16 protein-coding genes are annotated in these 20313 nt (G+C 38.2%); 7 read left to right on the forward strand and 9 right to left on the reverse strand.

Going from position 1 to position 20313, the window contains the following annotated elements:
• Positions 1-32 precede the first annotated feature (32 nt).
• Positions 33-1100 carry a DUF1120 domain-containing protein gene (locus CKY02_RS16965; RefSeq protein WP_240002073.1) on the forward strand — a complete coding sequence of 356 codons (1068 nt, stop codon included), beginning with the start codon at positions 33-35 and terminating at the stop codon, positions 1098-1100.
• A 119-nt stretch (positions 1101-1219) separates the two neighbouring features.
• Here the strand turns inward: CKY02_RS16965 and CKY02_RS16970 are convergent, their stop codons facing one another.
• The 7 genes from CKY02_RS16970 to CKY02_RS24835 form a co-directional block, all read right to left on the reverse strand.
• Positions 1220-1648 (reverse strand): NUDIX domain-containing protein, encoded by a 429-nt coding sequence (locus CKY02_RS16970; protein WP_011145167.1) that lies wholly within the window; start codon positions 1646-1648, stop codon positions 1220-1222.
• Between the two features lie 16 nt (positions 1649-1664).
• Entirely contained in the window at positions 1665-2924 is a 1260-nt protein-coding gene (locus CKY02_RS16975) for an adenylosuccinate synthase (protein WP_112896209.1), read from the reverse strand.
• Positions 2925-3115: 191 nt separating this feature from the next.
• A complete protein-coding gene (locus tag CKY02_RS16980) occupies positions 3116-3778 on the reverse strand; it encodes an HAD family hydrolase (protein WP_112896210.1) in 663 nt (220 codons plus the stop codon).
• 21 nt (positions 3779-3799) lie between these two features.
• The gene (locus CKY02_RS16985; protein WP_112896211.1) at positions 3800-4981 is read right to left on the reverse strand and encodes a phosphoribosyltransferase; all 1182 of its coding nucleotides are present in this window, start codon (positions 4979-4981) and stop codon (positions 3800-3802) included.
• A 2-nt stretch (positions 4982-4983) separates the two neighbouring features.
• On the reverse strand, positions 4984-5769 hold the full coding sequence (locus tag CKY02_RS16990; RefSeq protein ID WP_338047388.1) for a HisA/HisF-related TIM barrel protein: 786 nt from the start codon (positions 5767-5769) through the stop codon (positions 4984-4986).
• Positions 5770-6651: 882 nt separating this feature from the next.
• Positions 6652-7992, reverse strand: a complete 1341-nt coding sequence (locus tag CKY02_RS16995; protein ID WP_112896213.1) for an MATE family efflux transporter — start codon at positions 7990-7992, stop codon at positions 6652-6654.
• Between the two features lie 1136 nt (positions 7993-9128).
• Positions 9129-9266 (reverse strand): hypothetical protein, encoded by a 138-nt coding sequence (locus CKY02_RS24835; RefSeq protein WP_162120671.1) that lies wholly within the window; start codon positions 9264-9266, stop codon positions 9129-9131.
• 491 nt (positions 9267-9757) lie between these two features.
• Here CKY02_RS24835 and tnaC point away from each other — a divergent pair, with 491 nt between their 5' ends.
• The 3 genes from tnaC to mtr all read left to right on the forward strand — a co-directional run bounded on the left by tnaC (position 9758) and on the right by mtr (position 12828).
• The gene (gene tnaC / locus CKY02_RS26755) at positions 9758-9856 is read left to right on the forward strand and encodes a tryptophanase leader peptide (protein ID WP_112896215.1); all 99 of its coding nucleotides are present in this window, start codon (positions 9758-9760) and stop codon (positions 9854-9856) included.
• Positions 9857-9978: 122 nt separating this feature from the next.
• Complete coding sequence (gene tnaA, locus CKY02_RS17010) at positions 9979-11379, forward strand: tryptophanase (protein WP_112896216.1); 1401 nt, start codon at positions 9979-9981, stop codon at positions 11377-11379.
• Positions 11380-11583: 204 nt separating this feature from the next.
• Positions 11584-12828: a tryptophan permease gene (gene mtr / locus CKY02_RS17015; protein WP_112896217.1), complete on the forward strand. Its 1245-nt coding sequence runs from the start codon at positions 11584-11586 to the stop codon at positions 12826-12828.
• Positions 12829-13374: 546 nt separating this feature from the next.
• On the opposite strand, the gene CKY02_RS17020 is transcribed toward mtr, so the two are convergent.
• Positions 13375-13518: a Tm-1-like ATP-binding domain-containing protein gene (locus CKY02_RS17020; protein WP_238399219.1), complete on the reverse strand. Its 144-nt coding sequence runs from the start codon at positions 13516-13518 to the stop codon at positions 13375-13377.
• Between the two features lie 15 nt (positions 13519-13533).
• A complete protein-coding gene (locus tag CKY02_RS24840; RefSeq protein WP_162120669.1) occupies positions 13534-13680 on the reverse strand; it encodes a hypothetical protein in 147 nt (48 codons plus the stop codon).
• A 192-nt stretch (positions 13681-13872) separates the two neighbouring features.
• Between CKY02_RS24840 and CKY02_RS17025 the strand changes: the two genes are divergently transcribed.
• The 3 genes from CKY02_RS17025 to CKY02_RS17035 all read left to right on the forward strand — a co-directional run bounded on the left by CKY02_RS17025 (position 13873) and on the right by CKY02_RS17035 (position 20304).
• Positions 13873-14499, forward strand: a complete 627-nt coding sequence (locus CKY02_RS17025; protein WP_112896218.1) for a TetR/AcrR family transcriptional regulator — start codon at positions 13873-13875, stop codon at positions 14497-14499.
• Positions 14500-14959: 460 nt separating this feature from the next.
• Positions 14960-17281, forward strand: a complete 2322-nt coding sequence (locus tag CKY02_RS17030; RefSeq protein WP_112896219.1) for a hypothetical protein — start codon at positions 14960-14962, stop codon at positions 17279-17281.
• A 134-nt stretch (positions 17282-17415) separates the two neighbouring features.
• The gene (locus CKY02_RS17035) at positions 17416-20304 is read left to right on the forward strand and encodes a Tc toxin subunit A (protein ID WP_162120666.1); all 2889 of its coding nucleotides are present in this window, start codon (positions 17416-17418) and stop codon (positions 20302-20304) included.
• The last annotated feature ends 9 nt before the right edge of the window (positions 20305-20313 follow it).

Raw genomic sequence — 20313 nt, forward strand, 5'->3', positions numbered from 1 at the left:
TCATAGGCTTGGGGATATCACTGCTCTTTTTATTGACTGCTTTGCCCCTTCAAGCGGCAGAGCGTTATCAGGACTGCGAGATTGAACTGGTACAGAGGGTTCGTCATGTTACGGGTTATGCCACGGTGCCAAACAACAAAGATAAACGTGATTACTCACGTGATGAGATAGTGGGTTATACCACCAGTGGCCCCCTTGACTGGTCGACAACCTGTCGCGTCCCGGCTGGAACGCAGTTTATGGCCTACACGGTGGAATCTGGAACGAACCCATTAATCTCTTCGTCGTCACCGAGTCATGTCCGAGTGGGACGATCCGGCGACTTTATGGTTGATATCGGGCAGTCTTCACTCTCTTGCCAGACGCACGGTTTATCCGGTACGTATCGCTCAGCCAGTCTGACAGGGCGGAGTGCCGGCGTTAACATTCCCTGTGTTCCCGATGCTAACGGCTTGGTTGATGTCAGTGTCCGTACCGTGACAGGCGCAATTTACCCGGACAGTGACGGCAATTTCAATGCGAAGGCAGGAGGCAGTCCCCTGTCAGTGGGCGCGATCGGCTGGATTCCCGCCGCCATATCGGGTTCTAACGGGAGGCTGAAACCCCTGTGGACCACAGTCATCCTTTCATCCGTTAAAAAGCCGTCCACCTGTGCGGTTGTCCTGACGCCCTCATCGGTGGATTGGGGAACGGTAAAAAGAGCCGGTAAACAGGCGGGAGACCCACTGGCACCGGCCAGACAGATCGGGATAAGCAGCACCTGTTCTGGTGATGACGCGGTATTCCAAAATTCACGCCTGCTCTACCGGATCGATGGACCCTTCGTGCCGGGCAAACCGCATGCGCTGGCCTCGTCAATAGATCAGGTCGCCTTCGCGTTCTTCGATTTTGCCAATAAACCCTTATCACTCAGTACCGGGCACCGAGGTGCAGGGCAGTCGGCGAGATACGTAAAGCTGGGGGACGATAGTTATACCGCCTCAACGCAACTGTCTGTGGTACCGATTCTGTTGAAGACTGACGGTGCCGGCGGGCAAGCCAAGGCCGTCGCGGTTATTTCCGTGTGGTCGGATATTAACTTCGTTGAGCCATCTGCTTAGGCTGGGGAATTTATCGAAATGGTTTGGTGACGATGTTGTTTTCTATTTCACAGAAGCACCTATTTCAAGCGCAGGTGCTTCGGTGTTTATTTTATTAAAACGTTAATTAGATACCGTATCTAACCCCGCATTTCTGTTATTTCTATTTCTTTATCGAAGCGTAAATGCTCATCGGCCGCCATAGGGATCAACCAACGTAAATTATAGATCACATTATCGGGTAATGAATTTGCTTCATAGATATTAACGATCTCTTTTTCAATAGAATTGACAGAATAGACACGATCATCATACATATAGAGAAAATTTACCTGATAAACGTCAGGACGAGTTAAGACAGTAAATAGTCGCCACTCTTCAGGACGTGTTTCAATGCCAGCTTCTTCTGCAAACTCCCTTGCCATGGCTTGTTGGGGGCTTTCTCCCGCTTCTATTTTTCCACCAATCCCATTGAGTTTCCCTTTTTGCCAACTGGGTTGTAATTTTGAAATTAGTGAGACATGTTTTTTATCTTTGGAAAACATAAACCCTGTTACATAGTTAATCATTATTTTCTCCACGCTTTTATTTCGCTACTAATGTCTGATTCCTGTCTGGTCCATATGAAATATACTTAATTGGGACACCCGCATAGTCTTGAATAAAAGATAAGAAATCAATCAGCTCAATAGGTAGCTCCGTTAAATCTGTATATGATGCGTTAAGTGCGCTCCAGGATTTAAATGTCTTATAGAGAGGTTTGGCTTTATTGAGCTGCAATAATGCATCATCACAGCAGACGAGTTTATCATCAATTTCATAGGCAATAGCGACCTTTATTTCATGCAAACCAGCAAGAACATCAACATTCGTTATGGCGAGTTCTGTTACACCATTGAGTTTCACCGCATGTTTAATCAGGGATAAATCCAGCCAGCCACAACGCCTTGGCCTTTTTGAAACGGTACCATATTCGTTCCCACGCTCTCGAATATAATCAGCCTGTTCTGTCGATAATTCAGTGGGGAATGGACCGTTGCCTACACGGATCATATAAGATTTCATCACACCGACAATATGTATTTTTTGTGCTGGTATACCTATCATTGCAAAGCAGGTTTGCACTAATGTCTGATATGCCACGGTATAAGGATAAGTACCAAAACTATTATCTAAGAAAGTGGCTTGTGATGTTTCAAGTAAAACATCTTCTCCAGAATTAAGTAAATCACCGATAACTTCATTAGTGAACGTGAAATAGGGTTCTATCCTCTTGCCATATTGATACGTTGTTTCTAACATCTCTTCAAAATCTAATGTAGTTTGTGCATTAAAAACATGTTTAATCTGCTTTTCCCTGGTACTCCAAAGAAATTCTAATTTACTTCTTAATTTTTCTTTATCAAGGGTATCAATAAGCCGAATGCCATGACGGTTGGCTTTGTCTTCAACACAGGCTCCGACGCCGACACCAACTGAACCTATCTTCTGCTTACCTTTGTATTTTTCTGATGCTCTATTTAACTCAGAATGTAATGGTAAGACGATATGGCATCTCGGGTCGATAAATATATTAGAATCAATTTTTTCTTTTTGTATAAAATCGATCTCTTTAACTAGAATGGGAAGACTGACTAAAGCGCCTTGGCAGATATATAAATTCTTTTTGTTGAGTGAAGCCGGTAATTGGGAAAATGAGCCTCTTAGATTACCATGTTGTACACAATGACCTGCATTAGCGCCGCCATTAAATCGAGCAATGTTATTGATGTTGCCAGATAAATAGTCAACAAATTTTCCTTTACCTTCATCTCCAAATTGGAGTCCAACTACAGCCGTTAACATAAATCTATTCCTTAATTATCTATTGGCTTATTCAAAATAATAGTTAAATCATCATCTTTGATGATTTTTTTAAATGAATAATCTGCTTTTAAATACTAAGCTGTTCTTTTAAAACTCATGTGATCAATATCTATTCATACACCGTTATAAATGATCCCTTTCTTATTGGATTATTTTGAACAGCTTCTTTATTACTGTTTATGGACCAAAGAATCTGCTATTAATAGGGCTTCACTTAATGTATCAACAATAGGAACCCCCGCGGTTTCAAGACTGACACGACTGTGGGTTCCTCCGGTATAAAGAATGGCATGAGTTCCTGCCGCTAATGCGGCAATTGCGTCATCAGTAGCGTCTCCAATAACCACACTTTGCTCGGGAGCAACATTGAGTTTTTTGAGATGGTTAGCTAACTGCTCTGATTTGCCGGTTGTCAATAATGGCGTATTTCTACCATCTATTTGGGTAAAGAATTTGCCAATACCATGATTATCAAGCATAGGGACTAATTCATTATGCTCCATCAGTGAACATAATGATTGGGTTGCACCTGTTTCGTAGCGGGAAGCGAGGAGTTGGCTCACACCTTCCGTTAAACTGGCTTTCTGAATACCTGGCCGATAGTGAAAATTAAACGTTTTTCCGATCACTGACCATTCAGAAGATGAAGGTTCACGGCCAATCACTTGTTTATAGAAAGTTTGTACTGGAACACAATAATATTCCCGATATTGTTCCAGTGTTAGAGGGTCAATACCAATTTCTGCCAATGCGAAATTGGTTGCACTCAATGAAACGTTGACATCATTAAGTAATGTACCATTCCAATCCCAAATAATATGTGCTGTTGTCATATTTAACTCCCCTTTTCCAAATTAACTTTTGCGAACCGAACATTCAGAACATTGATATGCCAGGGCCTTATAGGCATCAATTGGCTGTTCATAATTCAGTGGTGTTTGTGCTTTTAGATTTAATAAAAAATGCAATAATTTGGCTGCCCATGTTGAATCTGTCAGGGTGTCATGAAGGACGGACAATAAACTATATGAATGGGCAACCCAATCCGCCGTGGTTGTATGAGCATATTTATCATCGGAGAAAGGCTGATCAATTAAGCGATTCAGGACTTTATGATGTCTGAAACACCAAGGCGTCAAGACATCTAAAGTTTCAGGGTTGAATACACGATCAGCATGCCCATAAACGCGAGTACGTAATAATTTTTCCCAATGTAGTTCGACCGCTCGGGCCTTTGGACGTTGTCCGGTTTGGGCCATGACCAGATCGATTGCCTGACGTAAGGTGTCTCCTGTTCCGCAATTATCATCAATAATTGTCACGGTTCGCCCTGATGGAATTTTGCGCCCCCAGAGATGATTGCTCTTGCAAGACGTATCATCGTAACGTGAAACTTTCACTAAATTGAGCTCACTATTCCATGCTGCGGCTGTGACTGCGGCTGCCGCTGATCCTCCTAACATGATGCCAACAACAGAGGAGTTGGAGCATATGTCAATTTGGGCTGCGGCCAAAGTTAACAGATGATTATCTCCTTCAATAAATGGTCTGGGCACTGTGTGTTCCGTAGCCAACGGCAATTTCAGGTCATGGATTGGCGAGGGTGAAAAAGTAAATGGTGTGCCCATCAGCGTTGAACTGACGACTTTAGCGCACTCTTTGATCCCATCGATGAATGGCACAATATCTTCGTTAACCGTCTGTGGAGAACTTAATAAGCTATCAACAATTCTGAGCAATTTTGCCAAACTATGATCGGCCAATATATATTTTGATGGGGCAGTACACAGCTTATCGCTACATCCAAGTTGAGAGATGTATTCCGTGTAATATTTCGCCGTCATCAGTAGCTCGTGACACGGTTTTTGTTCGTAATAGGCAGTACCGCGGGAACCGACGAATACTGGCTTCTCTGTGAGTAAGCCAGGCAGCGCCATCACTTCTTTCGTTAAATAGCGTGTTTCAGGCACGCCACGCAATTCACCCAGTAAACCAATAGAGCGAAGATCCAAAGCAGGAGATAAATATTCAGGCATATCTAGCGTCTCGATGATTGCGTTGCAGCAAGGGCATCTTCGAGAGGAATCTTACCAATATGTAGAGCTTGACCAAGAATGGCACCTTCAACACCGATAGTGGACAGATCTGCTAACGCGCGGAGATCATCCAGGCTCGATACTCCACCGCCGGCAATAACGGGTGATGACGTTTTCGCGCAGACTTCCTGTAATAGCGTGAAATTTGGCGAACTCATCATGCCCCCCCGTTCAACATCGGTTACGACATAGCGCTGACAACCCTGTTTGTCGAGGCGCTCAAGGAGATCCCAGAGATTACCTTTGCTGACATTCCATCCATGCGTCGCCAGTTGATAGCCTTCCGATGTGCTTTTTACATCCAGAGCAATGGCGATCTTATCGCTATGTTCTGCAATGGCTTGGGCACACCAATCTGGATTTTCTAATGCCGCGGTCCCCAAATTAACTCGCTGGCATCCAGTTGCTAATACTTTGCGCAAGATGGTTTCATCTCTGATTCCGCCACAGACCTGTACGTTAATATCGACCGCTGCCAGGACATCGGCAATAAGATGGCTGTTTGAGCCACGTCCTGACGCAGCATCAAGATCAACAACATGAATCCATTTTGCCCCGGCATTTTGCCAGGCTAGTGCTACTTCTGCCGGGGTACCTAAAGGTCTCCGTAATGTTGGGCTTTCACCTCGGGTTAATCGAATTGCGGAATTCGATGTCATTGCTATTCCGTCAACAATATCCACAGAGGGAAATATCTCGAATATTTCCTTACTTATCATTAAATGCATCCTAATTAATTATTTAAAAATTAATAACGTTTTGTGATTAATGAAATTACAAGTTGTAACGCAATAAATATGCCCAAGAATAGAGGGGTTAATTTAATGAGCTTAATAACCATTCATTAATTCATAATAGTGAAAAGAAAAAATTTCTCAATAAGGTTATTAGCTAAATATAACAATTTGGATAACTTTGTTCAGCCAATTAATCTTATGTTTACTTAAGAAGAGTTAATTTAGGGGAGGTGAATAGAGAATGTCGTAAATGAATTCTGCTAATGTTGACAAGGAAAGTTTTGTGTTATTTATCTAATATTTTAATTATTAACAATAATATAAACCTGTTTTTTAGGTAATTATTATAATATATTCTGATTTATATAAAATAAACGTAATTAATGGTTGGTTTTATTAGGTTGGTTAATTTTAGTTATAATGGAAACATAATTACCGAGAATTTAAAATAGTAAAGATGATTAATATGTAATTACATGCTATTCATTCTGTGTAATTATTTTTTATATTGTATATATGCATGTTGTATAGGCGGTTTTTATAAAATAGTTTATTGTTGGTAAAAATAATTTATAATATAATTTTATCGGTGATTCTATATGGTTGTATATTTACAATGATATTGATCGCAACATTTAGAATATAGAATTTCGCTTATTAACCTGAGGTTATTATTCAATAATAGTACCAGTCAGCTTCTGAGAAACCTCTGAGAATTGGCTTTCTTTAATGGCTGACTATTTTGGACGTTGGCGATAGTGTTTATTTATGACTTTAAATCAACAAGAGGCACCTATTGGGTACCTCTTGTTGTGGGAGTTTAACGGGAAGAAACTACGTTAAGGCGACTGGCTGAACAGTTATTTTAATCATTCAAATATCGAGTCGCTTAGTTTGCCATTTTTTAGATTTCCAACGCCAGATATTAGTGAGTCCACGCAACCATTCGTCACAGAAGAAACCGATCCAGATACCTAAAATGCCCATTTCCATTTTGATCCCTAAAAAGTACCCCACTGGAATAGCAATACACCACATAAAGAATATGGCTGCATAAAGTGGGAAACGAGCATCACCGGAAGCACGCAATGCGTTCACCATAACAATATTTGCGGTACGGATTGGCTCCAGAAAAACGGATAGCAAGAATAGTGGTAACAACAGTTTGATAATGGCTTCATCTTGCGTCAGAAAATGCAGAATCGGCATTCTGAGCAGCCAGAAAGCAGTGACCACGCCAATAGTGACGATACAGCCGATTTTCAGACTATTAATGCCACGAATATAAGCATCTTCAAACCGCTTTGCACCGACCAGATGGCCAACCATAATTTCGTTACCAATGCTGGTGGCAATGCCAAATAACATCACAAACAGTGATAGCTGGAAATAGAGTGTTTGTGCTGCCAGTGGAATTTCACCCATCAGTCCAATGAATGCTATGGCCGCCATATATTGCAGTATCCACACTACGTTTTCACCCGCGGCGGGTAAACCGATATATAAGATTTTGCCCAACATACCCTGTGACCAGCGTAGGAAACCTGCCAGCGTAAATTTGATCCTCAGGCCATAACTGAGCAGACAGAATAATAGGATCACGGCAACAATCCGGCCAAAGACTGTAGACCAGGCGACACCTTCCAGACCATATTTAGGTAATCCGAAGAAACCATACAGGACGATCATATTACCTAGCACTGTCAGCAAGTTAGCAATCAAAGTAACATACATTGCCGGTTTTGATTTCCCATAAACCCGCAAACAAGCAGCCAGAATAATCGAAATAGCTTCGGGGATAAGACAGATACCCAGAATGTGCAGATAGTTAAAACCATCTTCCATCAGATGTTCCGGCATATTCATGATATACAAGATCTTATAGCCGAAGAAGATAGTAATCAGCGCACAGCTAAACCCAAGCAAAAAGTTGAATGCAATAGAAATATGGATCGCTTGGCTGGCTTTATCCCGTTTGCCTGCACCAATATATTGAGCAATAACGACACTGCAACCAACACTGATAAAGTTGAAGATAGTGATAAACAGATCAAATACCTGATTACCTACAGCCATGGCAGCCAGATAAGAAGTAGAAACATGGCTCACCATATAAGTATTAATTAATAAAGTGGCCAGATGGAGAAGAATATCAATAAAAATCGGCCAGCTTAGCGAAAAGAGCGAGCGCTCAGTAACATCAGTTTGATGCATTTGAAAAACCTGCTTATTGAAAAAGGTAAATGAACTATTTCTTGAGATGCCGCGTACTCAGAAAATATTCAGGCATTGTACATGGTTTATTTATCTGTTAACAGAGATGAGATATAGAAAGATAAAAATTGAATTCTGTGATTGGTTTTTTCTGCTTGAACAACGCCTTGTGGTACGCAGCAAATAACGATCAATTAGCATCATAAGGGAAATGATTGGCAGCAAATATTAGCATTGCTATTTGTCGGATGTGTTAGCGGAATTGATAAATTTTTGCTTGGCATGTTACATGTGGTGGATGTGGCATTTGAGGATCAGGTTGATTTTGCCATTGTTGAAAAGATTACTCAATCTGGCGTCTATTTTTCTGCTGTGGATGCATATACTGTGACTACAGTCAGTACACAGTACATTTGTTGCGAGGAAATTTATATCAACAAGTAAATAAATTTAATGGTAAATAATTAAGATATTTAAATGATTATCTTAATTGATAAAAAATTTAAACGCCAAATTTTAAAAATATTTAAAATAATTATTTTAATATATTATTAGTATTTATGAGATGCCAACTTTACCAGCCAATGGATGCCTTATGTGTTTAATAAATCATTAGGTAATTTTGTCTAAATTTTATTTATGATTTTATATTGCTGAATAATTTTGTTGGATTATGGGGTTTTCCAAATCTGATCATTCAGCTTTTTATGATAACTTAAACGATTTATCAACGGAGTGATAAAAAAATTTTTGTGGTTAAATTTTGCTCTATAATTAATTTTAAAGGAGTCGAATATAAGGATATAAGGAAATGAAAATATACCATTCAGCGAGGTGATATGATGATAAATAGACTACAACACCAGTTACTTTTGGCCCTTTTAACGTTGACTTTCTTTTCTGCTTTTTCTACATCTACCCATGCTTGTATATTGTACCCGCACTTTCCTATATGTGCGGCAAAATGCGTTATTTTTTCATCTCATACTGCAACATGTATTATCGGTTCTCAAGCGCCTAATCATTTAGCTTCTAATTATCCAATGTCTATTGGATCTGAAAAAAATAGCTAATCGAAAATGGAATTCTATTAATATTCAGTTAGTATAATTATTGTGCAATACTATTGTTTAACATTATTGCGTTATGCAGAATTCTGCCTCTTTTTTTCCTATTTTCCGCCCTTTAATAAAGGGCGGGTTTTTATAAAGTGATTTATACCCGTCATCTTTCAAGTTGCCTCTTTGTTGGCTGCACTCGCTCACCCCGGTCACATAGTTACCTATGCTTCCGGGGATTCACTCCCTTGCCGTCGCGATGCATCTTGAAATCTTTAGGGTATATGATTTAAAAATAGAGTAAATTGGAAGGTCTATTTTAGCTATCAAGGTTTATATTTTTTATGTTAATTGACTAAGAGCCTATTGGGATAGGCTCTTAGTCTAATAAAGCTATTTTTTATTCATGTAAAAATCTGGTAAATAATTCTATTAATTTTTATGTTATTTAACTTGTTCTTTTAAGCCCTTATGGGGTGGTTTTCTGTGTTAGTAATTTATTTAATTGATATGGTTAATTGTATTGTTATATTTATTAAAATCAATTTATTATCTGTTTTTCTTATTGATTTATCTGATTCATTAAATTAAATCTATATATAAAATTATATTTCTGCTGTTTTCTATTTTTGTGGAGTTGGTCACGGATAATTTAAATATTATCTATATCTTAATGGCTGATTTTAATTAGGGAATAAATTCACTTTATGATTTATATATTTTTACGTTATTGTTTTATCTATTCTTGTAATATGCAAGCATGGTTTAATGTCGATCACCGTATTTCTCATTTTTTCCCTGATTAACTGTTCTGGTTATATTTAAAATTAAATTTTTTAATCACTATATTTATTTTGGCATATTTCTGTCTGTTTTTGGAAATTTGTCTGAATTATGCAGTATAGCCAATTATTGGATAAAAATATATATGAAACGTATTCCAGAACCTTTCCGTATTAAAATGGTAGAAAATATTCGCATGACTACTCGTGCCGAACGTGAAAAAGCATTAGAAGAAGCCGGATATAATCCGTTCCTATTACCCAGTGATGCGGTTTATATTGATTTGCTGACAGATTCTGGCACTGGAGCAATGAGTGATCGCCAGTGGGCAGGGATGATGATGGGGGATGAAGCTTATGCAGGTTCCCGTAACTATTATCATCTATGTGATAAAGTTAATGAATTAATTGGCTACCAATATACTATTCCAACCCATCAAGGGCGTGGAGCAGAACAGATTTTATTCCCGACATTAATTGCTCGGAAAAAAGCACAAGGTGGTGCAACGCATCCGGTCTTTATTTCTAATTTCCATTTTGATACGACAGCGGCTCATGTTGAATTAAATGGCGCGAAAGCGATTAATGTTGTCACGTCAAAAGCCTTTGATACAACCACTTATTATGATTGGAAAGGCGATTTTGATATTGATGAATTGAAAAAAACGATAGCAGAACAGGGCGCTGATAATGTTGTCGCGATTATTACAACCGTTACCTGTAACAGCTCCGGTGGTCAGCCTATCTCTATGGCTAATATGAGCGCTGTGTATGAGATAGCAAAGCAACATGATATTCCTGTGGTGATTGATTCAGCCCGTTTCTGTGAAAATGCTTGGTTTATTAAGCAAAGAGAAAAAGGCTATGAAAATAAATCCGTGAAACAGATCGTCAAGGAGATGTATCAATATGGCGATATGTTAACAATGTCAGCTAAAAAAGACCCTATGGTCAATATTGGCGGTCTTTGCTGTTTCCGCGATGATGAAGATCTCTTTAATGAGGTGCGTATCCGCTGTGTGCCAATGGAAGGGTTTGTCACTTATGGCGGCCTTGCCGGTCGTGATATGGAGGCTCTGGCAATTGGCCTTGAAGAAGGGATGAATGAAGATTATCTGGCATATCGTATTAATCAGGTGGCTTATTTAGGTAATAGATTAAGAGATGCAGGTATTCCTATTCAATATCCAACCGGTGGTCATGCTGTATTTGTTGATGCTAAATTATTATTACCACATATTCCAGGGGAACAATTCCCAGCTCATGCACTGAATAATGAATTATATTTGGAGGCGGGAATAAGAAGTGTGGAAATTGGTTCTTTGTTATTGGGTCGTGATCCAACAACCGGAAAACAGAAACCATCACTAATGGAACTTTTGCGATTAACGATTCCTCGTCGCGTCTATACTAATGATCATATGGATTATGTTGTAGAAGCTTTTATTTCCTTGAAGGAGCGAATTCCTCAGATTAAAGGATTAACGTTTACTTATGAGCCATCCGTATTACGGCATTTCGTTGCGAGATTAAAACCAATTAAATAATAAAAATTGGGATGCTTCTTGTTTAAGGGCATCCCCAATTATACTTCTTATTATATATACCCTATGGATTTCAAGATGCATCGCGACGGCAAGGGAGTGAATCCCCGGGAGCATAGGTAACGATGTGACCGGGGTGAGCGAGTGCAGCCAACAAAGAGGCAACTTGAAAGATGATGGGTATAAAGCCACGCTAGGGTAACATATATGGCTACTTTGCCGATAAAAAAATCGTCTCCATCTCTATTTGGCGGCGCCATGATCATTGGTGGAACGATTATTGGTGCGGGCATGTTTTCTTTACCGGTTGTCATGTCAGGAGCATGGTTTTACTGGTCAATTGTCACTTTGATTTTTACCTGGTTTTGCATGTTGCACTCAGGATTAATGATATTGGAAGCCAATCTTAATTATCGAATTGGCTCAAGTTTCAGTACGATAACAAAAGATCTATTAGGCAATGGTTGGAATATCATTAATGGTATTACCCTTGCTTTTGTTTTATATATACTGACTTACGCTTATATTTCCGCGAGCGGATCGATTATTCAACATGCTATGCGAGAAGTATCGATAGATTTTTCACCTGGGCTTGCTGGTTTTTTATTTGCTCTTGTTGTTGCATTTATTGTCTGGTTAAGTACTAAAACTGTTAGCAGGATGACGTCGATTATTCTTGGTGCTAAAGTATTAACTTTCTTTATGACGTTCGGCGGTTTGGTTTATAATATTAAACCGGCGGTATTGTTTAATACAACTGAAGTTAATCCAACTTACTGGCCTTATATATTAATGACTTTACCTTTCTGTCTGGCCTCATTTGGATATCATGGCAATGTTCCTAGCCTGATGAAATATTATGGAAAAGAACCAGAAAAAATAAAGAGATGCCTGTTTATTGGGACATCAATGGCTTTGGTGCTTTATTTGATCTGGTTGGTTGGAACAATGGGAAATATTTCCCGGCCTGATTTTGTCGAAATTATAGCAAAGGGGGGCAATATTGATGTTTTGGTTCAATCATTAAGTGGAGGATTGAACAGTTCTGCTCTGGGCTTATTATTGACTCTCTTTTCTAACTTTGCGGTTGCCAGCTCATTCCTTGGTGTCACGCTTGGGTTGTTCGATTACCTGGCTGATCTACTTAAATTTGATGATACCAAACTGGGGCGCTTTAAAACGGCATTAGTGACGTTTCTTCCGCCAATGGTTGGTGGAATGATTTATCCGAATGGTTTTATTCATGCGATAGGTTTTGCTGGCCTTGCTGCAACAGTTTGGGCTGCTATCGTTCCCGCATTACTTGCCAGAGCATCCCGTAAACGATTTGGTAGCCCTGTGTATCGAGTTTGGGGAGGTAATGTGATGATCGGCTTGATTTTGCTATTTGGCGTACTAAATGCTGCCGCCCATATCTTATCAAATTTTAACCTGTTGCCCGTTTATTCATAAAAAAACTCCTGCGGTGGGGGGCCGCAGGAGCCTGGTGTTGACGGAAATAAGCTCCGAAAGGGAGAGAACAAAGCCGGTATTTTTATGTGTTAATTTAGTTTGTTAACTCCTAACATCTTACAGCAAGGTTATTAACAGGAAGTTCTTATGGCTTCCCTTTGTACACGAATAGTTAACTGCTTTAATTTCTTTAGTACAACGTCCTGACAGACATGTCGTAAATTCATCCCTGATAGAACAATAGCATTAGAATGCCCTCTTTTGGCAACTTTTTGCCTAGTCATTAATTAGTTGTATATAATCTTTCAGTGTCAGTGTTGTTTTTGCAACGGTATTACCGCTGGTGCTAAGCCATCATTTGCCGGTATTCGTTAATCACTTGTTGGCAAAAATCAGGTGAATTTACATGATGAGGGCTTTTAATAATTGTATGCAAGGTGTCGTCACACCAAACATAGTCAGACTGATAGTCGGAAGCCATAGTAGAGCTTCTTTGCCTTGCGGGTGATGCTCTGCTACTGTTTGGGCTGTAATATCCGTACCTCTTTACGGTGAGTCAGATTGAGTAGACAAATCCACAGTTCGAACGGCAAGGCCCGCTTTTTTGATCAGATCCCTGACGTAGAAAATTTCTGCGCGCTTGGTATCAAAAATAGTAGCGATATGAACATGGCCTTGGCTTTTTTTCATTATATACCCGTTATCTTACAAGTTGCCTCTTTGTTGGCTGCACTCGCTCACCCCGGTCACATAGTTACCTATGCTCCCGGGGATGCACTCCCTTGCCGTCGCGATGCATCTTGAAATCCATAGGGTATAATTGTGAATACTTCCCTGGTGCTGACGACTCATTCATGGACAGATTATAGTCAAGATGAGACTTAAGTATCACTGTTGTATTACCAAATTGAGATTGTTATCCCATTTAATACATAAATAAAATGAATTAATTTGGTCGTTTTGTAGATGGTTGAGTAGAGTGATGATAGCGAAAAAATATTTTAACCATAAGTGTTAATGTTGCGATTTTTATGGTGAAGAGTTATGGCAATGATAGATTCGAAGACGAAAACTCATTTTACTGGTACTCGGAAAAAAACTTATACATTGCTAATCAATGCGGCATTGGAGCTTTTTGAACAGAGAGCGATACCTTCGGTTTCTGAATTGGCAATGCATGCTGGTGTTTCCAGGGCAACAGCATACCGCTATTTTCCGACACAAACTGATTTAATTGATGCGATTGTTGGTGCCAGCCTTGGGCCGATCCTCACCTGGAAGCCTGCTAGTGAAAAGACCGAGGAGCGGATTACTGAGTTGCTGGATTTTGCTTATCCCCGAATGTTTCAATACGAAGGTACATTGCGAGCGGCTCTGCTAGTTTCCTTGCAACAATGGGCTCAGGGATGTTTATCTGAGGGTAAGCAGGAAAAGAAACTGGTACGTGGGCATCGTAAAGATATCCTTGCAATGGTTGTTGAACCATTAAAAGGGCATTTTCCGCCGGATACTTTGGAAAATGTCATTCGATCTTTTTCCCTAATTTATGGCTCCGAGGTCTTTCTGGTGATGAAAGATATCTGGCGGATGGATAATGCGGAAATTATTGAGATCACTAAATGGATGGCAAAAGCGATAATTAATCAAGCATACAGAGATTCTGAATTATAGGTATTGTTTATATCCGTCATCTTTCAAGCTGCCTCTTTGTTGGCTGCACTCACTCACCCCGGTCACATAGTTATCTATGCTCCCGGGGATTCGTTCCCTTGCCGTCGCGATGCATCTTGAAATCCATAAGGTATATTGCCTTTTGTATTTGAATATTAATTATATGGCTAATATTATATATTACCAGTTACATGTTTTTTGTTAATATTTCCCTGTATTATATTTTCATTAATATATGTTATGCTTATCATATATATCCTAATTGATTATTAATCTATCAGGGTAAATTGAATAATATATATTTTTCATTCAACTTATGTCTAAGTTGGCAATAGAGCACAAATATAAATTATTCTAGTGATTACTTTCATATTATTAAATTAATATGATGGCGGCAGCTATTGTCTAATACGCTTCCTCTAATAACAAATTTTTTATGACGTCTAAAATAGGTGACTATATGACCACAGAAAATAGCATTATTGATGATTTTAACGGTAAAACGAAGACTCTTGGATGGGATATTGTTGCTGCCTATGATAGAACTAAAATAAATATGCTGTTTGAACAGCAATATGTGAGAAAAGTGAGTGAAGGTACACATTTTTCACCTATTTTCTGGGAAAGCGGAAATAAAAAGATAAAATTTGACAACTTGATATTGGGAGTGCCGTTAATTTCCTTTGAAAATTCATCAATTGAACGTTCTCAGGCAACGGTAAAATTAAATTTTATTTCTGGCACGGTAATAGAACTTTATGATGATGGTAGAGTAAAGAATTATCAAAGAATTACGCCGAATAATGATTACCATATGACAATAACCGTAGACTTGATTGCGGCGACAGGTTCTGTTGGTAATGATGGAAAAGTTGTCGTTGAGTTTAAAAAAGGGACTTTGGGTGAGGTCAATGTTATCAACGATGCGCCAGCAGAAGTCAAGGAGTTTTTCCGTAATTGGCTCAAAGATAATGATGTAACTTATGAGTTAGGTATTTTGAAGCTGGGTAATACGGCTGGACTGGTTCCAACAATGTTTAAAATCAGAACTCAACCGGCACCCGGCGCTAATGTATATGGTTCTGATAAGTATGGTCATGGGGCGGTGTTGTTACTTATTGCAACAAACTATAATCCTAACGGTGGGAGATTACCGACTAGCTCAAATAATTTCCCTTATTTGATACCGGATAATCGATCTGCGGTATTAATTATCAGTAATAAGACACTATTTGAGAATATTCTTAAGCCGCAATATGAGAGTTTATTACCGAGTTCTACGGGAGTAGAATTAGAGCTTGTCAGTTTCAATAGCCAACAAAATGATTCAGCCAAATATTTGAATATAAAAAACGGATATTATAAAAGTGATAAGCCTGTACAATATGAAAGAGGAAAGTATACAGTATGGACAGGATTGGTTAAATATAATGGTGCCACTAATATTTGGCCAGAGAGAGTAAAAATTCCTTATTCTGGGATGTATATTAAGCCTGAGAAGGAAAAAATTATCTTTTCTGGAGTGGGTAATAATGGTCAATCTTATCATTTTGATCAAAGCGTCGGTGTATTGGAAAATAGTCTAATAACTGGTCATTATTCTAGCAAGAAAATTGATTTCTATGTTGATGGATCAATAGATATTACGCCTAAAGTTATATCTAATGATGAAATTAAGTTGGAATCACATTATGGAATGAGTTCCCGTTATGATAAACAAGGGGCATCTGGTTGGGGAGGGATTATAGGCCCTGATTTTGAATCAGAGTTTATTGATAAAACAGCAGAAATTGTTAAAGGTGTTGTTGAAAATAATTTATCCAACGTTGCAAAGATTAAATTAGAGAGCATTAGTCTATTTGCCGTTAATCACCTTTTATTCCCTGAAAGTAATTATCTTGAATTTGATAAAGTATATGTGCCTGGGGATATGGTGCTATTTGGTGATATTTCTCCAACATCAACCGCTTTTAAAATCAATGATCTTCAATTAACTATGCCAGTGAAAACTAAGCATAAATTTACAACTAATACCAATGCAACGGTAAATTGGTCTATTACTCCAGCAGAATTGGGGAGTATTAATGCAAATACAGGAGATTACATGGCACCGACTAAGATAAAAGGGAATAGTCAAATTGTGACAATTACTGCGACAGACTCAAGCACAAACGCTAAAGCTTCAGCGGTTGTCACTCTGTTGCCTTCCTCAGTATCGATTAGCCCTTCTTTTGTTGTTATCAATGAAAATGATGTTAATAAGAATGTCAATTTTACTGTTTATGGCAATAAGAAAGTGAATTGGAGTGTGGAAACGGGTACTGGTTATGGTGGTGTTGATGTGAATGGCAAATATACGCCTCCAGCCTCTTTTCCGGCCGGATATAATATGGTTACGGTGATGGCTGTTGCTGAGAATGGTGATGTAGATAAAGTTAATATTCTGCTTATTAGTAAAAGTACTATAGCAGAATTCAAGATTGATCCAAGTTATAGTCAAGAGTTATTAACACCCGATGAAGTAACGAAATTCTCTTCTATGGGTAATGATTTGACTTCTCCAAGTGAATGGAGCCTTATGCCTGCAAGAGGAAATATTAAGGTAGGTGAGCCAGAAGTTATAAAAGATGAGTTTGGTAATGACATCGAAAAGTATACTGCAACTTATACTGCACCAAGTGATATTACTTGTTCAGAAATTGTTTTACTCAGAGTGACACATAAAAATAAACCCAATCGTGCGGGATATGCTTTGATTACACTTGAGCCGAAAATCAGTTAATAGTTAACGACTTTTAATAACCACCAGATGATGCAATAAATTTCTTATTATTTATTGCATCTCTGTTCTCTAATCTATTATTTTTTAGAAAAAAACATCCATACTGTATATTTCCGATGAATAAAGGCGATCCTATGAATAATGATATCAGCCCGTTGCTAAAGAAATTAGGTAATAAATATAACTTTACCGATAAGATAATTGAATCAGATTATAAATCTATTTTTGATATTATAAGAATACCCCGTAATCTATTTTTAGATAAGTATAATTCAAATCATCAGGCAGAAGATATTTATGATACAGCAAACAGCTATGCTATACAAATAGCGCGTAAATTTCGCCAGCAGCATTACACTCATAATACATATGCCAGGAGTTATTCTTCTCTTTCATTAAAAGAAGGTCCCCAATATCAATCCTTATTTCAGGATAATTGGCAGCAACACTGTCCAAATGGCGCACCGGAAGCAAATAATTCACCGGTTGCTTATTTAGCAGAGATTTATAAATTAGCGATGGATATTGAATCCAATGCGGGTGCTGAGGCCATTAAAATAGATGAGCGCCGCTCTGATTTAGCGCATTTAATGCTGGATGAAGTGAGTATTAATCAAGAGATTTCAACACTGTCATTGGTTAATGCTATGCTAAATCAACGTTTGGAAGCTATGTTAAAACAGCAAGGAAAGACCAATTTATCCAGTTATGATCTTTTGGCTAATGTACGTTATCCATTCCAGCTCCCTTATGATCATGCGCAAAACCAAATTAATCTAACATTTGATAATAAAAAACTTTTTTGTTTGGAAATGGTGCAACAGACAGATAAGAGTTATCCTTATTTTCTTAAATCCAATCTGAATACTGCTAATGGAGAATTTGTCGCGCCTTTAGCAAATCAGTTAGGAATTTCTCAGCAAAAAATAATTAATGAGCCATTGAATCCCTCTAATAGCCAATTCTATCAGGATAATTACGGTGTTAATAATGCAGAGCTACTTGAGTTGTTATCAACTTTTACTACACAAACAGCTCTCTCTGTCGCGGAGGTTGAGCAATTATTATGTATAAAAGGAATATCGACAAATAAAGAGGCTGCGTTAGAGCAAAATAATGTGAGACTATCTCAAAATGTGCTTAATTTAGGTATACCTGCGGCTCCTTATCGTTATGGTGCCGTTTTTATTAATGGGTCGAATGCAAAAGAGAGTGATTTCCTACATTTGTATCGTGAGTTTGCCTCAAGTGGTAATTTACCACAAGCGGTAAATAAATTATCCGGTGTGAATCATGAACGCTTTGATAGGTTAAATCGCATGATACGATTGTGGAAATGGATTAAATTGCCGGTAGATAAAATTGATTTATTGGTAACTGCGACGATGCGGGCAGAAGGGGATGAAAATAAACAATTACAGATGAATGATAATACCTTACGTATGTTAGGTGTTTTTCATCATTGGAGTAAAAAATATCATATTTCACCTGATGATTTTGCTGCGTTGATATATCAAATTACGCCCTTTTCGATAGGTACAGCGATTCCTTTTTTTGATCAGATATTCAATTTATCTTCGCTATTTGATGCACCATTGGTGATAGATGATCGTGAGTTTTATTCAGAGAAAAAACAGGATGATACTATCATTAGTAAGTTGTGTGCTGGATTGAAAATTAAAGCGAAAGATTTTTCTTTATTAGCACCATTAGTTGCTGAATCGATGGATAAAAAGAGTTTAACATGTTCACTTTCTGTTGTTTCTGCGTTTTATCGTATTGTGCAACTGTCGAGAATTTTGGGGTTAACACCACAAGAAGGTGTGGTTCTTTTAACGTTGATAGGTGGAAATAAAGTATTAAAACAGGTCGCGGGTATGCCTTATTTATCGCAATCAGGAAATAATAGGCAAACAGATATTCTGGATATTATGATTGCAATGGAGCAAACTACAGAATGGTTGAGAATAAATAAATTATCTGTTGGTACTCTTCAACTATTCTTATTACCGGCTAACGAAGTTGTTATGACAGGAAATGCGGCGCAGGTGGCTTTTATTAATCAAGTTGGATTGCATCGTAATTCAGAGAGTTTAACCCTGGAAAGTTTATCATCAAATACCTTACCAGCATTAGATAATAATGGTGATTTGATTGATTGGTTAACTCCACGTCAAACTGTTTTAAATGCAATATCTCATCAAAAATATGGTTTAGTTAAGCCTGATGTTAATATTACTGATGAAATTAATAAAGCGATAAAAAGTATATTACTTGATGAGAAAGTCAAAGTATCTATTACTGAACAATGGTCTGCAATTATTACTCAAGCTCAATCTGCACAAAATGCAATATCGGCCAGTATGTTAGTAAATGCATTTCAGTTATCACAACCGTTTCCTTTATTTATTTTAAATTGGATTGGCTCAAGTAGCTACGATTTTTTATTGAAGTCATTTGAACTGTTTGATAAGAAAAATTTACAACCAGAGATGATCGGTCACGATTATTTGATACTGATGTATGATTTGTCGCGATATATTTCAGTGATTAAAACTTTCCGACTGAGTACTGTGATGTTGAACCATTTTTCTGAACATCCTGAACGGTTTGGCTGCCAGAACACGCAACTTTCTTTATCGGTTATTTATTATTTCAGTCGCTACCGAGATTGGATGCAATTAGTTGCTTCTTTAGATAACGCGGAAGATAAAATATTGCGTTATTTGGAGCTAGTCAATACGAATAATCAAAGTAACGATAAGGCTAATAGGGTGAAAATATTAACTGAACTATTGTCATGGCAGCGTGATGAAGTGCTATTAGCTAATTCACATATTATTGGCAAGGAAGATAATACAGCAAAAACATTAGCTGAAATAGATATCATGATGAGACTTAAAGTTTGGTCTGAGGAAATGGCACTTTCTATGCGTTCATTATTAGCAACGATAAATATCAATGCTCATTCCTCTTATGAGGATTATAAACAGGTCGGTGTAGCGATGGTAGCAACTCTGTAAATATACCCG

Source organism: Photorhabdus bodei, assembly GCF_003287735.1.
Classification (GTDB): domain Bacteria; phylum Pseudomonadota; class Gammaproteobacteria; order Enterobacterales; family Enterobacteriaceae; genus Photorhabdus; species Photorhabdus kayaii.

Bases quoted from the DNA above. Each gene is read 5' to 3' on its own strand.
- CKY02_RS16970 (WP_011145167.1), bottom strand. From the start codon at position 1,648: ATGATTAACTATGTAACAGGGTTTATGTTTTCCAAAGATAAAAAACAT.
- CKY02_RS16975 (WP_112896209.1), bottom strand. From the start codon at position 2,924: ATGTTAACGGCTGTAGTTGGACTCCAATTTGGAGATGAAGGTAAAGGA.
- tnaC (WP_112896215.1), top strand. From the start codon at position 9,758: ATGATTTATATATTTTTACGTTATTGTTTTATCTATTCTTGTAATATG.
- CKY02_RS16985 (WP_112896211.1), bottom strand. From the start codon at position 4,981: ATGCCTGAATATTTATCTCCTGCTTTGGATCTTCGCTCTATTGGTTTA.
- mtr (WP_112896217.1), top strand. From the start codon at position 11,584: ATGGCTACTTTGCCGATAAAAAAATCGTCTCCATCTCTATTTGGCGGC.
- CKY02_RS24840 (WP_162120669.1), bottom strand. From the start codon at position 13,680: ATGAGTCGTCAGCACCAGGGAAGTATTCACAATTATACCCTATGGATT.
- CKY02_RS17020 (WP_238399219.1), bottom strand. From the start codon at position 13,518: ATGAAAAAAAGCCAAGGCCATGTTCATATCGCTACTATTTTTGATACC.
- CKY02_RS16995 (WP_112896213.1), bottom strand. From the start codon at position 7,992: ATGCATCAAACTGATGTTACTGAGCGCTCGCTCTTTTCGCTAAGCTGG.
- CKY02_RS17030 (WP_112896219.1), top strand. From the start codon at position 14,960: ATGACCACAGAAAATAGCATTATTGATGATTTTAACGGTAAAACGAAG.
- tnaA (WP_112896216.1), top strand. From the start codon at position 9,979: ATGAAACGTATTCCAGAACCTTTCCGTATTAAAATGGTAGAAAATATT.
- CKY02_RS16990 (WP_338047388.1), bottom strand. From the start codon at position 5,769: ATGCATTTAATGATAAGTAAGGAAATATTCGAGATATTTCCCTCTGTG.
- CKY02_RS17035 (WP_162120666.1), top strand. From the start codon at position 17,416: ATGAATAATGATATCAGCCCGTTGCTAAAGAAATTAGGTAATAAATAT.
- CKY02_RS16980 (WP_112896210.1), bottom strand. From the start codon at position 3,778: ATGACAACAGCACATATTATTTGGGATTGGAATGGTACATTACTTAAT.
- CKY02_RS17025 (WP_112896218.1), top strand. From the start codon at position 13,873: ATGGCAATGATAGATTCGAAGACGAAAACTCATTTTACTGGTACTCGG.